This is a genomic window from Streptomyces sp. NPDC058683, from assembly GCF_042716195.1.
In the GTDB taxonomy this organism is placed as follows: Bacteria; Actinomycetota; Actinomycetes; order Streptomycetales; family Streptomycetaceae; genus Streptomyces.
The window spans coordinates 1-14,610 of sequence record NZ_JBHXSK010000009.1 but is presented as its reverse complement, the minus strand read 5'-3'; the positions used below and the strand labels follow the sequence as shown (position 1 = coordinate 14,610).

Here is a 14,610-nt window from a genome sequence, read left to right as displayed (position 1 = left end):
ACCAAAGGCGCGTGACCGCTGCGGCAGCAACGGCACACAGAGAACGCCGACTTGAGATCCAAGCAATGTCCCCGATGTTAAGTCAAGGCGTGAAGAAAGGGTTTCGCGGCGGGCGGTGCCGACGCCCGGCCGGTGCCACCGGGTGGTGTGGCCGACTGCCGTCACAGGTAGGGCTGTCGCGGCCGGGCGCCGACGGCCCGTCAGGTCAGGGCCGGTGAGGTGTCGGCCCGGACCAGATGCCGGGCGAAGAAGCGGACCGCGCTGTCGGCCTCGAACCTGGGCAGTTCCTTGTGGCTGCCCGTGTTGGCGTGCAACGTCTTCTCCTTCGAGGCGAAGGCGTCGAACAGCGCGAGTCCGGCCTCACGCGGGATGTGCTCGTCGTCCCACTGGAGCGCGAACTCGATCGGGACGGTGATCCGCCGGGCCGCCTCGGCCAGGGCATCGGGCCAGTGGAGCCCGAAGACCGCGGCGGTGATCCTGGCGTCGGCCGCCGTCAGCGGAACCCCGATCGCGGTGCCCATGTTCAGGCCGTAGTAGCCGACCGGTCCCCCGGCACCGATCTCCGGAAGCTCCTGGAGGGCGTCGAGGGTCGCCTGCCACTCCGGTACGGCGCGTGCTGCCAGGTGGGCGTTGTAGCGGACGACGACGGGACCTTCCGGTTCGCCCGCCGCCCGCGCCCGGTACAGCTCGGCGATCTCCCGCTCGTCGTACGCGGTTCGCGGCCGGTCGCCGTGACCGGGCGCGTCGACACAGGCGACGTGGAAGCCGCAGCCGGTCACGAGGAGACGGGCCCGGCCCGTCATCGCCGGCCACCTCTTGTGGGTGCCGCCGCCGTGGCCCATCAGCACGAGGGGGGCGCGGTCGGGACCGGACTCACGGCCGGCCCCCGAGCCGGATACGGACTCCGGTGACCAGAGCACGCCGGGGATCCCGCCCAGGGTGAAGTCGCGTTCGACGACGCCGTCCGACGTGGTCTCCGCGGTGAAACACAGGGACTGCATGGGTTGTTGCCTTTCGGGATGGCCTTCTCGTACAGGCGCTCCCGGCGACACCTACGTCAGTCGCCCGACCGTGACGGGGAGAGGGAGCACCCACTCTGCTACAGCGTTCATGGGTCTCACCTCCTCACACGGCATCACGGCCCGACGGACGTTACGCACCCGAGCCCGACCCGTCCACCGCATTTACGGCCCGCACGACGCCGTCCGCGCGCGTGTCGATGCGTCCAAGCGCCCTGGATCTCTGTCCATGGACGGAGCCGCCGTCGGCGGTGAAGGTCGGTCCATGGGCGAAATCCGGGTCATCGGGGTCGGCGACGGGGCTGCGCTGCCGGACGGCCGCGGGACGGAGCCGCGGCGGATGCCGATCGGGCTGGTCGCCTTGGCCCTCGGCGGCTTCGGCATCGGGCTGACCGAGTTCCTGATCGCCGGTCTGCTGCCCCAGGTGGCCTCGGGTTTCTCGGTGTCCGAGGCGACCGCGGGCTGGCTGATCTCCGGGTACGCGCTGAGCGTCGCCGTCGGCGCGATCGCCCTCACCGCGGCGACGACACGGTTGCCGCGCAAGCACGTCCTGGTCGGGCTGATGGCCTTGTTCGTCGTCGGAAACTTCCTGTCCGCGATCGCGCCCACCTACTCCGTGCTGCTGCTCGGGCGGATCGTCGCCGCCCTGTGCCACGGTTCGTTCTTCGGTATCGGCTCGCTCGTCGCGCGTGGCCTGGTCACGCCGGAACGGAAGTCCCGTGCGGTGGCGGTCATGTTCGCCGGGCTGACGCTCGCGAACGTGCTCGGTGTGCCGTTCGGCGCGCTGGTGGGCGAGCGTTGGGGATGGCGGGCGGCCTTCTGGGCGGTCACCGCGATCGGTGTACTGGCACTGGCCGGCATCATCGCCCTCGTACCCGGCGGGGCGGGGGCGTCGACCGGCGCCGGGGCGTCGACCGGCCTGCGGGACCAGTTCCGGGCGTTGTGCTCCTGGCAGGTGTGGCTGACGCTGACCGCCACCGCGCTCGGCTACGGCGGGATGTTCGGTGCGTTCAGCTACATCGCGTACACCTTCACCGAGGTCAGCGGCTTCTCCGCGGCGGCTGTCGCCTGGTTGCTGATGCTGTACGGCGCCGGCCTGGTCGCAGGGAACCTGATCGGCGGGCGAGCGGCGGACCGGGACCGCGATCGCGCCCTGGTGCTGGCACTGCTGGGACTGACCGTCACTCTGACCCTGTTCGGTCTGCTGGCCGGCAGTGCCGTGGCATCGGTGATGCTGGTGTTCCTGATGGGGGTGGCCGGGTTCGCCGCCGTCCCCGGCATGATCACCCGGGTGACCGACGCGGCCCACGGATCGGCACTGGCCGCGAGCGCCAACGTCTCCGCGTCCAACGTCGGCAACGCCCTGGGCGCCTGGCTCGGCGGCCTGGCCATCACCGCGGGCCTCGGCTACCGGGCGCCGCTCTACACCGGCGCCGCGCTCACCCTGGCCTCCGTGGTCGTCATGCTGGTGGCCGCACGCCGGGCGACGTGATGCCGAACATCCCGGTCGCCGAGGGGGATCTGTCAGGCGCCCAGACGGTTGATGTCCTTGCTGTACAGCACCCGGTTCTCGGTCACGCCCGGGCGGGTCAGCGCCAGCATGGCGTGGGCGAGGTGTTCGGTGGTCGTCGTGTGGGCGGGCACCAGGCGGTGCAGCAGCGGGTAGAGCCAGGAGGTGAGGGAGTACATGACGCGGTAGACGCGGGTCCGGGAGACCGCTCCGTGGCGGGGCTGGATATAGCCGGGGCGGAACATGTACGCGTTCATCGGCATGGCCAGCAGGGCGTTCTCGGTGCGCCCCTTCACCCGCGCCCACATGGTGCGGCCCTGTTCGGTGCTGTCGGTGCCCTCACCGGAGACATAAGTGAAGGTCGGTCCGGGACTGGCGGCGACCAGCGCGCGGGCGGCGGCGAGGGTGAAGTCGTAGGTGACGCGGGTGTATTCGGCCTCGCTCATCCCCGTGGAGGAGACACCGAGGCAGTAGAAGCAGGCGTCCAGGCCGGTCAGCCGGTCACTGATGGCGGACAGGTCGGTGAAGTCGTCATGGATGACTTCCGTCAGCTTGGGGTGGGTGACGCCGAGCGGGCGGCGGACCACCACCCGGACGCTGTCGACCGTGGGGTCGAGGAGGCAGGCGCGCAGGACGCCTTGTCCGACCATGCCGGACGCGCCGAAGACGACGACGTTCACAAAGGGCTCCATCACTGGGAGGCGGGGTCCGGCACGGGACCGGACCTCCACCAGGCGGGTGCACAGGCCATGGCCGAGGCGACCAGTTCGTCCTTGGTGACGGACGGGTTGTCGAGCCAGGCCCTGACGGCCCCGGCGAAACCGTGGGCCATGAACTGCGCGATCATCTGACGGCCGGCACCGGGGGGACCATGCTGCTCGGTGCGGGCCAGGAATGCCAGGGCGTACGCGCCGCAGTGCCGTACGAATGCCTCGTACACACCGCTGTCCGCCGGATCGGCGAGGGAGTTCCGGTAGACGCCGATGAACCGTTCGGCGTGGTCGGCGATGCCGGCCGCGGCCAGGCGGAACAGCTCGGGAGCGGAATATCCGCCCTCGGCACACAGCTCGTCGTCCCTGCGCCGGCCGCGCTCCAGGTCGTCGTACAGCACCTGGATGAGCGGGTCCAGCGGGGTGCTGTAGCGGTTGTAGAAGGTCGCCCGGCTGACACCGGCCCGGTCCGCGAGCTCGGCGACGGTGATCTGAGAGACGGGACGCTCCGAGGCCAGCTCCACGACGGCCTGCTCGAAGGCGCGGACCGTTCGGGTCACGCGCGGATCGATCCGGTCGTTCAGAGCACTGCCCTCCTGTACACACTCCTGTACCCAGCCGTTGCGCGGCCACATCTACGATGCTTTTATACATCTGTCAAACAGACAGGCGCAAGAAAGTCCCGAGGAGCTCCGCATGGCCGCCCATACCTCCGTCTCACCTCAGGAAGCCGCCGACCGGCTGGCCATCCGTGAGCTGATCGACGCCTACGCCCACTGCGCGGACCGGCGCGACGCAAAGGGCCAGATGAGCCTGTTCACCGAGGACACCCGTTTTCTGGTGTTCATGGACGCCACGGCGGCGGAGCCGACGCAGGAACTGCACGGCCGCGCCTCCCTCGCCCCCGTGTTCGACAACCTCAACTCGTATCGGACGACGACGCACTTCAACGGCCAGAGCACCGTCTCCCTCGACGGGGACCGCGCAACCGGCGAGAGCTACTGCCTGGCCCACCATCTCTCGGTCGGGGACGACGGCGGGCGCACGCTGATGATCGCGTCCATCCGCTATCTCGACGAGTTCACCAGGCAGGACGGCGAATGGCTGTTCGCCGAGCGCCGCCTGATGGTCGACTGGACGGAGACGCGCCCCTCGACACCGTGACCGGCGGGCGCTGCGGCGAAGGAAAGGCCGCCGCTGCACGCCGCTCCGGTACGGGGTGAGACGGTCACAGCGGGTCGGTCCAGCGCGCGTCCGAGCGGGTCAGGGCGAACGCGTCGAGCGCGCTGCCCGCGAGGAGCACGGTGGCCAGCAGCAGGGGCAGGGCGGGGGTGCCGTCACGGACGGCGAAGGCTCCGATCAGGGCACCGGCGAACATCGCCAGCACCGAGAGGGCGCGCCGGCCGGTCTTGCCCCCGCCGCCTCCGGCGGCCTTGCTGTCGGAGGCCATGCCGGTGATGGTCAGGGTCAGCACGGTCGTGGTGAGGTCCGGCACGGCGAGCGCGCGGGCGGTCGCGTTCTGGACGCCCATGGCGAGGCCGAGGAGCGCGATCAGCGAGTACCGGGTCCCGGCGGTGTCCAGGGGGGCGCCGTACCGGGCGACGACGTAGGCCGCCAGGAACAGGACCGTCTCCAGGACGAGCGCCAGGCGCAGGACGCGGCCGCGGTGCGCGCGGGCCCGGTGCGCGATCCGGCCGCCCAGCAGGGCGCCCACGCCGAAGGCGGCCAGCGCGGCCAGCGAGGCGGCCAGGGAGAACCCCGCGGCGCCCGCGATCGAGAAGCCGGCGAAGACCACGTTGCCGGTCATGTTGGCGACGAAGACATGGCCGAGCACCAGGTAGCTGAAGGAGTCCACGAGGCCGGTCACCACGGTGAGGGCGAGCATCAGCGGGGGCAGAGGGCCATGGCGGTCCGCCGGGTCGGGCAGCACGGTCGCCCGTGCGTCGCGGACTACGGGCCGGACGGCATCCATGATCGACATGGCGGTCCCTTCGGGACTGGAACGAAACCGCACCTCGCGTGGTGCGTCCTCTCCACCCTCCGGCCATCCCGGTCGCCCTGTCCAACATATGGATCCGGGCGCAGCGATCGGTCATGCCGATCGATCGCCCCCGTGGTGTTCGAGGACGTCGAGAAACGCCTCGGCGGCCGGAGCCAGCCGGGTGCCGTCGTACGCCACGCAGATGTGGTGCACGGCCTCCTCGTCCGTCAGACGCAGCATCCGCGCGCCCCGGGGCAGCTCGTCGGCGTCGTCGAGGCCCAGTACGGAGCCGGGGCCGACGACGGTGGACCGGGGTACGACGGTGACGCCCACCCCGCGTGCGGCCAGCCGGATCATGTCGTGGATCTGGCCCACCTCGAAGTGCTGGCCCGCCTCCGCTCCCGCGCGGGCGAAGGCCGCCTCGACCTGGCGGCGCAGACCGCTGCCCCGTGTGAACTGGATCAGCGGGTGGCTGTCGGGCAGCTCGGCGAGATCGATGGCCTCCCGGTCCGCGAGAGCGTGGTCGCGCGGTACGACGGCGACCAGCGGGGCGCTGCCCAGCGTCCGGTGGTCCAGCCCCTCCGGCACCTGCCGGGCGGAGAGTCCGACCACCCCGACATCGAGGGTGCCGGCGAGGACCGCGGCGGCCATCCGGGAGCTGGGATCGTTGGAGACGCGCAGGTCGACGCCGGGATAGCGGGCGCGGTAGTCGGCCAGCACCTCCACCATGTCGAAGGGCACGGCCATCGTCTGCACCAGGCCCAGCCGGAGCCGGCCGCGGCGCAGGCCCGCCAGCGCGTCGAGGGCGGCCTGGGCGTTGTCGACGTCGGCGAGGATGCGCCGGGCACGCGGCTCCAGCAGCTCACCGGCGGCGGTCAGCCGGACCGAGCGGCTCGTACGGCTGAACAGCGGGGCTCCGACGTCCTTCTCCAGCCGGGCGATCTGCTGGCTCAGCGCCGACTGCGCGACATAACAACGTGCGGCAGCCTGGGTGAAGTTGTGGGTCTCGGCGACCGCCAGGAAGTACCTCAGATGCCGCAGCTCCATGGACATCAATCTCTCTCGCCGATCGATTCCGGTCAATTCATGCGCCAGACCGATGTCGATCAGTAGGCGCACGGCACCTCCGCCGTGAGAACTCCCGCGGAGCACGGCCAACTCGACGGCGTTCGACGGATGATCTTCGGCTCTGCTTCTGAGAGGCTTACGCCGTTCCGGTCCGGCGGCGGTGTGGGCGGGCCGGGGCGCCCGGGACCCAACCCTCGCGGAGCGGTGACATGGCAGTGACCACGAAACCCGGCCCCGGCAGCGGTTCCTCCGGGTCGGAGTCGTCCTGGGCGCCCCTGGCCCTCCCGGTGTTCCGGGCCCTGTGGATCGCGCAGTTCGTGTCGAACGTCGGCACGTGGATGCAGACCGTCGGCGCCCAGTGGCTGCTCCTCGGCCACGGGGCCACCCTGGTCACCCTCGTCCAGACCGCCTCCAGCCTGCCCGTCGTCCTGCTGGCACTGCCCTCCGGGGTGCTCGCCGACCGCTTCGACCGGCGCCGGCTGCTGGTGGTCGCCCAGCTGGCCATGTGCGCGGTGGCCACGGTCCTCGCCGTCCTGGCCTTCGCCGGCACGCTCTCCCCCGGACCGCTGCTCGCCCTGACGTTCCTGCTCGGCTGCGGCACCGCCCTGATGGGCCCGGCCTGGCAGGCGATCCAGCCGGAACTGGTCCCGCGCAGCCAGCTGGCGGAGGCGTCCGCGCTGGGCGCGGTGAACATGAACCTGGCCCGGGCCATCGGACCGGCGATCGGCGGTGTCCTGGTCGCGGCGGCGGGCGCGGGCTGGACCTTCGCCTTCAACGCGGTCTCGTTCCTGGGCATCGTGATCGTCCTGCTGCTGTGGAAACGCCAGCCGACCCCGCGCGTCCCGGAGGCCGAACGCGAACGGTTCCTCACCGCCCTGTACGCCGCCCGCCGCTATGTGCGCAACGCGCCCGGCGTCCGGCGCGTCCTGCTGCGCACCGCCCTGTTCATCCCCGGCGCGGCCGCCGTGTGGTCCCTGCTGCCGCTGGTCGCCGGCCACTCGCTCGGCCTGGGCTCCGGCGGATACGGCCTGCTCCTGGCCGCCGTCGGCGTCGGCGCGGTCAGCGGCGCCTTCCTGCTGCCCCGGATGCGCAAGGTGCTCGGCGCCAACGGCACGCTCGCCGCCGGAGCCGCCGCCTTCGCCGTGGTGCTGGCCGTCCTGGCCACTGTCCACGTCACCTGGGTCGTCGCGCTCGCCCTGTTGCCCGCCGGGCTGGCCTGGATCGGGGTCCTGTCCACCCTCAGCGCCGCGACCCAGACCCGGCTGCCCGGCTGGGTACGGGCCCGTGGCCTGGCCGTCTACCTGCTGGTCTTCCAGGGCGGGCAGGCGCTGGCCGCACCGCTGTGGGGCGCGCTCGCCCAGTGGCTCGGGCTGACCACCGCCCTGCTGATCGCGGCGGCCCTGCTGCTGCTCACCGCGGCGAGCGTCCGGCTCTGGCCGCTGTACGACGCCGCCCGCATCGACCCGACCCTGTCCGACCACTGGCCCGTCCCGCCCCTGGTCTACGAGCCCGGCCCGGCCGACGGCCCGGTCCTCGTCTCCGTCGTCTACCACGTCGCCCCCGCCGACCGCGCCGCCTTCACCACCGCCATGCGGCAGGTGGCCCACTCCCGGCGCCGCACCGGGGCACTCACCTGGGGCCTCTACGAGGACGGCAACGCGCCCGGCCGCTTCATCGAGAACTACCTCATCGGCTCCTGGGCGGAGCATCTCGCCCAGCACCACACCCGGCTGACCGAGACCGACCACCGCTTCGAGGCGGCCTCCCGGGCCCTGCTGCTGCCCGGTACCGAGCCGGAGGTCACGCACGCCTTCGACGCCACCGCCACCGTGCGGGACACAGTGACCTGAGCGCGCGCAGACGGCAGTACCGGACACCGTGGCCGAAGATCATTGCGCGTACGCTCGTGCGCATGGTTCAGCATCGATTGATCGACGTGAACGGGATCCGGCTGCACATCGCAGAGGAGGGTTCCGGCCCGCTGGTCGTGCTGCTGCACGGCTTCCCCGAGTCATGGCACTCCTGGCAGCACCAGTTCGGCCCGCTGGCCGCGGCCGGCTTCCATGTGGTCGCCCCCGACCAGCGGGGCTACGGCAGCAGCGACCACCCCGAGGATGTCGACGCGTACAGCATCTTCCACCTGGTCGGCGATGTCGTCGGGCTGATCCGGGAGTTGGGCGAGGAGAAGGCGTTCGTCGTCGGGCACGACTGGGGCGCGCCGGTGGCCTGGCACACCGCGCTGTTCCGGCCCGACCTGGTGCGCGGGGTGGCCGGGCTGAGCGTGCCGCCGCCGTTCCGGGGGACGAGGCCGCCACTCCGGGCCATGGACGAGATGTTCGGTGGCCGCTTCTACTGGAACTACTTCAACCTGCCGGGTGTCGCCGACGCCGAGTTCGCCCGCGACACCCGTACCACGCTGCGGAAGTTCTTCCACATGGCCTCCGGTGACAGCGGTTCGGTCGGACAGCCCCTGGTCGACCCCGAGCGCGGCTGGCTCGCCGACATGCCGGATCCCGAGCGGCTGCCGAAGTGGTTCACCGAGGAGGACCTGGACGCCCTCACCGAGAGCTTCTCGCAGGGCTTCACCGGGGCGCTCAACTGGTACCGCAACCTCGATCGCAACTGGGAACTGACCGCTCCCTGGCAGGGTGCCCGCGTCACTCCGCCCGCGCTGTACGTCTACGGCGACCGTGACGTGGTCCCGGCGTTCCCCGGCACGCCCGAACTGATCGAGCGGCTGCCCGTCCTGATGCCCAACCTGGTGCGCGAGCCCCTCAAGCTGGCGGGCTGCGGCCACTGGACCCAGCAGGAGCGTCCGGACGAGGTGAACGCGGCGCTCGTCGACTTCCTCAAGTCCCTTTCCTGAGCACTCTTCCGCGGTCGGGCTCCGCGGTCCGCGCCTGCCTCTACGATCTTCTCGTGAGCGCGTGGAATCAGAGCCTGACCGCGGCCGGGATCCGGGATGCGGAGCTGCGGCGGGACTACAGCACCCAACGGCGTACGGTCCGGCGGTATCGCCGGAGCGCCTATCTGGCCTGCCGGATGCTGCTGCCGCCCGCGGTGCAGCCCCATGTGGTGGCCGCGACGGCCGTGATGCACCACGGGGACGACCTGCTGGACAGCGGTCCCGAGGCGGGGCGTGCGCAGGCGTGGGCCGACTGGGAGCGGCGGGTGCGTGCGGGGCTGGAGACGGGGAGCAGTGCCGATCCCCTGGTCCGCACCCTCCTGCACACGGTCACCGTGTACCCCCGGCACCGGGAGCTCGTGGAGGCCTATCTGGCCACCGCCACCGCCGAGTTGGAGTTCGCCGGTTTCGCGACCGAGGCCGACTACCAGGACTATCTCGACGCCTACTCGATGCCGGCCTTCCTGCTGATAGGCGCGCTGCTGGGCCCCGAGACCGATCCCGGCGGACGGTTCCTGGCCGGCTGCCGCAAGCTCATCGACGGCAGCCAGCGGCTGGACTTCGTCAACGACCTCGCCGAGGACCTGCGGGAGGGCCGGCCGGGCATCCCCGCGGAGACCCTGAAGCGTTTCTCCGTCACGGCGGAGGACCTCGCGGCGGGACAGGCCTCGCCCGGCCTGCGCTCGCTCGTGGCACACGAGGTCGAGACCGCCCGGGCCGACCTGCGGTCGGCCCGGGACCTGCTCGAACTGATCCCGGCCGCCCACCGCCCGCTGGTGGGCACACTGATCGAGATCGAACTGCTCACCGCCGACGCTGTGCTCGCGCCCGGCACGGACGTCCTGCGCGGCTCGGCGTCGCCGTCCACGGCGGGCACCCTCAAGCTGGTGCTCGGTGCCCGCCGCAGGGCGGTGCGTGCTCAGCGGTAGCAGCTGGTGACGCCCGGGTGCCAGCGGCAGGCGATCCCGGCGAAGCCGCCGTCGGCGACGACGTCGACGCTCAGGTCGTCACCGCCGCGCAGGACCTGGCTCTCCTGGACGAGGCCTTGGGCGCCGTCCCGGATCGTCTGCACCAGCCACCGTCCGCGGCCGACGGTCAGGGGGACCGTGGCGGTGTGGGCGGCGCCTGCGTACACCCCGCCCAGGAACCAGCGGTTCCCGCTGCGGCGGGCGAGGACGGCTTCCCGGCCGGGGCTGCCGGCCAGCAGGCGGGTGTCGTCCCAGGCCGCGGGCAGCTGGTCGAGGAAGTCCCGGGCGAGCGGCCGGGCGTCGTACGACTCGGGGGTGCCCGCGAGCATCTGGAGGCCGGACTCGTAGGCGACGGTGAGTCCGGTCTCGGCCGCGTCGGAATTCGGGCGCTGGCCGACGCGCTGGAAGCCGCCGGGAGTGAAGTCCATGGAGCCGATGACGTTGCGGGTGAAGGGCAGGGTGGTGAGGTGGGCGGCGGTGTTGGTGCGCTTCTCCTCGCCGCCGACGGACTCCATGCTCATCACCTGGGGCCAGGTGCGCTGGATGCCCTTGGGGAGGGTGGCGCCGTGGAAGTCGACCAGGAGGTGGTGGGCGGCGGTCTCCGGGAGGATGGCGTCGTACCACCGGAGCATGGACTGGGCCTCGGAGTTCATGAAGTCGATCTTGACGCCCTTGACGCCCCAGCGTTCCAGGGTGGGCAGCCACTGGGCGCGTTCCTCGGCGGTGTCGAGGTCGCGCTGGTGGATCCAGACGACGATCCCGACGCCCTTGGCGCGCGCGTAGTCGACGAGTTCCGGCATCCAGCTGTCCGTCTGCCAGTCCGGGTCGGTGGTGTCCCACTCGTCGGTCTTGAAGTACCAGCCGGCGTCGACGGCCTCGTAGGGCCAGTGCCGGGCGGCCGCGTAGTCGACGTACGCCTTCTGCGCGGCGAGGCTCTGGCCTGCCGTGCGGCCGCCGGCGAGCCAGGTCCACAGCACGGTGCCCGGATGGATCCATGACGGGTCGGCGACCTTGGACGCGGGAGCGAGGTCGTCGGTGAAGGTGGACCGGGTGACGGTCGCGAGGTCGCCGGTGATCATGGCCCGCCAGGGGGTGGCGAGCGGCCCGTCGGCGTGGACCTGGGTGTCGGCGAGCTTGATGCGGTAGGTGCCGGTGCCCTGGGTGTGGGCGAGCCGGGCGCCGGAGTAGGTGCCGGTGAGGTCGGACTCGGCGAGCAGGGCGTAGCCGCCGGGGGTGGCGAAGAGGGCCTGGTCCGAGTACTCGGCGGTGGGGGCGGTCGCCGCGGTGTACTGGTTGAACTGGCCCTCGTTGTCGACCCGGTAGGTGCTGAGCCAGGCTCCCGCGTCGGCCGGCAGGTCGAACGCGGAGGTCTCGCCGAGCACGTCGCCGGATCCGGCGGGCAGGACGTACCGGTAGGCGATGCCGTCGGCGGAGGCGCGGACGACCAGGTCGAGGCGGGCACCGGCAGCGGTGGCGAAGGACAGCCGGGTCTCGTTCATGCGCACCCTGCGGTCCAGCCGTTTCCCGGACTTCGCCCGGTAGTGCTCCTCGACCGTCCGGTCCTTGCGGTGCAGGAAGCGCAACCCCTGGGAGAGGTCGGCCTGTTGGGTGACGATGCCGACGGGCGACGGTTCGATCACCGTACGGCCGGCACGGGAGACGGTGAGGCTGAGGGTGCCGGTGGTGGTGTCGAGGTCGATGCGGGCCCGGGGTGCGTGGGCCGTCTCGGAGACGGTCCAGGTGTGCGCCCGCTGCTCGGCCCGGGCGGGCGCGGTGGTCAGGAGGGTGGCCGCCAGTCCGGCGCAGAGCGCGGCGACCACGGTTCTCGGGAGCGGAACAGCCATGAGAAGCCTGTCTTCCGGTCGGTGGTTACGGCAGTCCCCAGGCCGCGCCCGGTTCGCTGACGGCGACGGGCGCGATGACGAGGTCGGGGCGGGAGCCGGAGTGCACGAGCACCTCGCGGCCGCGCGGCAGGTCGATGGCGAGGGTGCCGTCGCCGAGGTCGTGGGTGCGGGCCGGGGTACCGTCGTCGAGCAGGACGGTGAGCGGGCCGGTCAGGCCGTGCCGGAGCTTGAGGGGCTCACCGGCCAGGCTCCGGATACGGATGAACCGGGTGGTCCCGGCCTTGCGGACGGCGCTGACCAGGAACGCGCCCTGGGTGCGGAAGTCGTGCAGGGTGAGGTCGGCCCAGGCGGTCGGTACGGCCGGGAAGACCCGGACGATCCCGCCCCAGCTCTGGCAGAACATGTCGTGCAGGGACTGCGAGGCGGACAGCGGGGTCTCGATGACCGGACCGGCCTCGGTGTAGTGGGTGTTGGCCCGGCACGGGTAGCGGGTCGTGGGGTCGAAGAACTTCCGCAGGTAGCCGATGGCGGTGTCGCCGTCGCCGGTCATCGCGTACATGGAGGCGGCTCCGGTGTAGCTGTAACCGCGGTGGGCGCCGGTCAGCGCGTGCCAGCGGACCACGGACTTCGTGATCAGGTCGCGGTTCTCCGGCTGGTCCCAGTTGACCAGGTACAGCGGGTACACCATGAGCATGTGCGAGTAGTGCCGGTGGGACTGGGCGTACGGGGTGTCGGCGCCGATCATGAAGCCGTTGTCGTCGACGGGGTACGGGGTGAGCCGGGCCAGCACCTCCTGCCAGCGGGGCTTCGACTCGTCGTCGATGCCGAGCAGTTCGGCCGATTCGAGGAGGGTCTGGCAGCCCCAGCGGATCAGCGCCAGGTCGTAGTTGGTGTCCTGCGGCGGGACGACCGGGTACTCGGGTGAGAGCGTGCTGGGGAGGTGCAGTTTGCCGTCACTGCCCGGGGTGAGGAAGTGCAGGTAGTAGTTGATGGCGCGGCGCAGCACCGGGTAGACGGTGTCGCGCAGCAGGGACCTGTCCATGGAGTGCCGGTAGGACAGCCACACGTTGTGCAGAGCCCAGGTGAGGTCGCCGGTCTCGGCGCCGGTGCCGGGCCGGCCCACCTCGCGGTCGGCGAACATGTCGGAGCTGCGGCCGATGCCGGAACTGTCCGAGCGGTAGCCGGCGGGCACGTTGGCGATGAGCTGTTCCTGGTTCTGGCGCAGGGTGGTGGCGAGGGCGTCCAGTTCCGGGTGGTTGAAGGCGTGGATCAGCCAGTACTCGAGCTGGACGTTGAGGTTCCACCAGACCGCCGGCCAGGGGGTGGGCTCCAGCCAGGGGCCCGGGGTGGCCATGACCGGGCCGTCCGCGCGGCTGGCGCAGGCCACCTTGTAGAGCTGGATCCAGTGGAAACTCTGCAGCCGCTGGTCGGGGAACGACACGAAGCTCTTCCGGTAGAAGGCGTGCCACCAGCGGATGTGCCGTCGTCTGAGGGTGCCGTAGGACACCGCGCGGCGCAGGTTGCGGCGCGAGTCGGCCTCGGCGGCGGTGTCCGAGGGGAAGCTGTGGCCGACGCTCAGCAGGAGTTCGTCGCCGGTACGGCGGTAGGAGGTGGCCGTCTGGCCGCCGCCGGTGAGAGGTTGGAGGACCTGCTCGGTGCCGTCGGCCGAGGTCCGTTCGGTCCAGGGCGGGTTGGCGGTGTACCCGGCGGGTGGTGACTCCTGGATCTTCCGCGGGCTGATGGCCTCCTCCGGGTGAAAGGTCCAGGTGACCTCTTCACCGCCGTGGGCCGTGGCGCGGACGGCGAGGACCTCGTCATGGATGAGGGCGGCAAGGGTGAGGGTGCCGGCGGTTGTGGTGACGGTGCCGGTGAGTTCGGCGTTCCACAGGCTCAGCCGCCAGTCGACGGCGGTGACGGTGCCGGCCGGTTCGAGCGTGAGGTGCCCGACCGGGAGGCGGGCGGTGCCCCAGCCGCTGCCGAACTCGGGCCGGTGGTCCTGGACCCGGCCGTGCTGGACGGTGAAGCGGATCTGCTGGGCGCCCGGCTCCTGGTAGATCATGCTGCCGAGCAGCCCGTCGCCGAGGAACGGCCCCTCGTACCAGAGGGTGGGCAGTCTGCTCCACAGCAGGTCCTGGCCGCGCAGGAACCGGTCCCAGGCGCCGTCGGCGGTCATGGTGTCGCGGAGTTTCCAGGGGCGCCCGCGGGCGCCCGCCGCCACGGGGGGCTGTTGTTCGGCATGGGCGGTTCCGGGCAGGGCCGCGGCTGCCGCGCCGCCAAGGGCGGTGCCGAGTACGGCTCTGCGGGGCACCGGTGAACGTTGCTCCGGCTGCGAGGTCATCGTCGTCCTCCAGACCTGACGGATCCTCGATACATCGGGTGTATCGCGGAACCTAGCAGCCCGCGTGGACCTGTCAACTGCCTCGGCAGGTCAAGCTCGTTCGCCACTCCGGGCGGTGAGCTTTGCGTTCACATCGACAACCCCGACTCAGGTTCTTGACTCATCCGATGAATTGACTTGTTCTGGCGCAGCCGAACGCGCGTGCCGGTCATCTCGGAGGGCGGCGGTGGCCGGCCTGAACGCCGTCGGCCGCGACCCGTTCACCGG

The 14,610-nt window shown here is 71.5% G+C and carries 12 protein-coding genes; 5 read left to right on the top strand and 7 right to left on the bottom strand.

The annotated features are described in order from the left end of the window. Positions 1 to 200: 200 nt before the first annotated feature. Positions 201 to 1,001 carry an alpha/beta hydrolase gene (locus ACFWXC_RS11485; RefSeq protein ID WP_384476724.1) on the bottom strand — a complete coding sequence of 267 codons (801 nt, stop codon included), beginning with the start codon at positions 999 to 1,001 and terminating at the stop codon, positions 201 to 203. Positions 1,002 to 1,359: 358 nt separating this feature from the next. On the opposite strand from ACFWXC_RS11485, the gene ACFWXC_RS11480 reads away from it, so the two are divergent. Further along, positions 1,360 to 2,511, top strand: coding sequence for an MFS transporter (locus ACFWXC_RS11480; RefSeq protein ID WP_384477287.1), 1,152 nt, complete (start codon positions 1,360 to 1,362; stop codon positions 2,509 to 2,511). A gap of 32 nt (positions 2,512 to 2,543) precedes the next feature. Here ACFWXC_RS11480 and ACFWXC_RS11475 read toward each other — a convergent pair whose 3' ends face one another. Together ACFWXC_RS11475 and ACFWXC_RS11470 are read right to left on the bottom strand one after the other, a co-directional pair. Continuing rightward, on the bottom strand, positions 2,544 to 3,209 hold the full coding sequence (locus ACFWXC_RS11475; protein ID WP_384476721.1) for an epimerase: 666 nt from the start codon (positions 3,207 to 3,209) through the stop codon (positions 2,544 to 2,546). Positions 3,210 to 3,220: 11 nt separating this feature from the next. Continuing rightward, complete coding sequence (locus ACFWXC_RS11470) at positions 3,221 to 3,799, bottom strand: TetR/AcrR family transcriptional regulator (RefSeq protein ID WP_384476718.1); 579 nt, start codon at positions 3,797 to 3,799, stop codon at positions 3,221 to 3,223. A 136-nt stretch (positions 3,800 to 3,935) separates the two neighbouring features. Between ACFWXC_RS11470 and ACFWXC_RS11465 the strand changes: the two genes are divergently transcribed. Further along, on the top strand, positions 3,936 to 4,403 hold the full coding sequence (locus tag ACFWXC_RS11465; protein WP_384476715.1) for a nuclear transport factor 2 family protein: 468 nt from the start codon (positions 3,936 to 3,938) through the stop codon (positions 4,401 to 4,403). 64 nt (positions 4,404 to 4,467) lie between these two features. On the opposite strand, the gene ACFWXC_RS11460 is transcribed toward ACFWXC_RS11465, so the two are convergent. Together ACFWXC_RS11460 and ACFWXC_RS11455 are read right to left on the bottom strand one after the other, a co-directional pair. Then, entirely contained in the window at positions 4,468 to 5,220 is a 753-nt protein-coding gene (locus ACFWXC_RS11460; protein WP_384476713.1) for a YoaK family protein, read from the bottom strand. Positions 5,221 to 5,331: 111 nt separating this feature from the next. After that, positions 5,332 to 6,267 carry a LysR family transcriptional regulator gene (locus tag ACFWXC_RS11455; RefSeq protein ID WP_384476710.1) on the bottom strand — a complete coding sequence of 312 codons (936 nt, stop codon included), beginning with the start codon at positions 6,265 to 6,267 and terminating at the stop codon, positions 5,332 to 5,334. A 230-nt stretch (positions 6,268 to 6,497) separates the two neighbouring features. Between ACFWXC_RS11455 and ACFWXC_RS11450 the strand changes: the two genes are divergently transcribed. The 3 genes from ACFWXC_RS11450 (at position 6,498) to ACFWXC_RS11440 (ending at position 10,122) form a co-directional block, all read left to right on the top strand. Next, positions 6,498 to 8,138 carry an MFS transporter gene (locus ACFWXC_RS11450; protein WP_384476707.1) on the top strand — a complete coding sequence of 547 codons (1,641 nt, stop codon included), beginning with the start codon at positions 6,498 to 6,500 and terminating at the stop codon, positions 8,136 to 8,138. A gap of 62 nt (positions 8,139 to 8,200) precedes the next feature. Then, the gene (locus tag ACFWXC_RS11445; protein WP_384476705.1) at positions 8,201 to 9,154 is read left to right on the top strand and encodes an alpha/beta fold hydrolase; all 954 of its coding nucleotides are present in this window, start codon (positions 8,201 to 8,203) and stop codon (positions 9,152 to 9,154) included. Between the two features lie 53 nt (positions 9,155 to 9,207). After that, positions 9,208 to 10,122, top strand: coding sequence for a phytoene/squalene synthase family protein (locus ACFWXC_RS11440; RefSeq protein ID WP_384476702.1), 915 nt, complete (start codon positions 9,208 to 9,210; stop codon positions 10,120 to 10,122). Here ACFWXC_RS11440 and ACFWXC_RS11435 read toward each other — a convergent pair. Further along, positions 10,113 to 12,005, bottom strand: a complete 1,893-nt coding sequence (locus tag ACFWXC_RS11435) for a glycoside hydrolase family 97 catalytic domain-containing protein (protein ID WP_384476699.1) — start codon at positions 12,003 to 12,005, stop codon at positions 10,113 to 10,115. The genes ACFWXC_RS11440 and ACFWXC_RS11435 overlap by 10 nt on opposite strands. A gap of 25 nt (positions 12,006 to 12,030) precedes the next feature. Beyond that, the gene (locus ACFWXC_RS11430) at positions 12,031 to 14,343 is read right to left on the bottom strand and encodes a Tat pathway signal sequence domain protein (RefSeq protein WP_384476696.1); all 2,313 of its coding nucleotides are present in this window, start codon (positions 14,341 to 14,343) and stop codon (positions 12,031 to 12,033) included. Positions 14,344 to 14,610 lie beyond the last annotated feature (267 nt).

Coding starts and splice junctions, on each gene's coding strand:
- ACFWXC_RS11485 (WP_384476724.1), bottom strand. CDS start 1,001: ATGCAGTCCCTGTGTTTCACCGCGGAGACCACGTCGGACGGCGTCGTC.
- ACFWXC_RS11480 (WP_384477287.1), top strand. CDS start 1,360: ATGCCGATCGGGCTGGTCGCCTTGGCCCTCGGCGGCTTCGGCATCGGG.
- ACFWXC_RS11465 (WP_384476715.1), top strand. CDS start 3,936: ATGGCCGCCCATACCTCCGTCTCACCTCAGGAAGCCGCCGACCGGCTG.
- ACFWXC_RS11460 (WP_384476713.1), bottom strand. CDS start 5,220: ATGTCGATCATGGATGCCGTCCGGCCCGTAGTCCGCGACGCACGGGCG.
- ACFWXC_RS11455 (WP_384476710.1), bottom strand. CDS start 6,267: ATGGAGCTGCGGCATCTGAGGTACTTCCTGGCGGTCGCCGAGACCCAC.
- ACFWXC_RS11450 (WP_384476707.1), top strand. CDS start 6,498: ATGGCAGTGACCACGAAACCCGGCCCCGGCAGCGGTTCCTCCGGGTCG.
- ACFWXC_RS11445 (WP_384476705.1), top strand. CDS start 8,201: ATGGTTCAGCATCGATTGATCGACGTGAACGGGATCCGGCTGCACATC.
- ACFWXC_RS11435 (WP_384476699.1), bottom strand. CDS start 12,005: ATGGCTGTTCCGCTCCCGAGAACCGTGGTCGCCGCGCTCTGCGCCGGA.
- ACFWXC_RS11430 (WP_384476696.1), bottom strand. CDS start 14,343: ATGACCTCGCAGCCGGAGCAACGTTCACCGGTGCCCCGCAGAGCCGTA.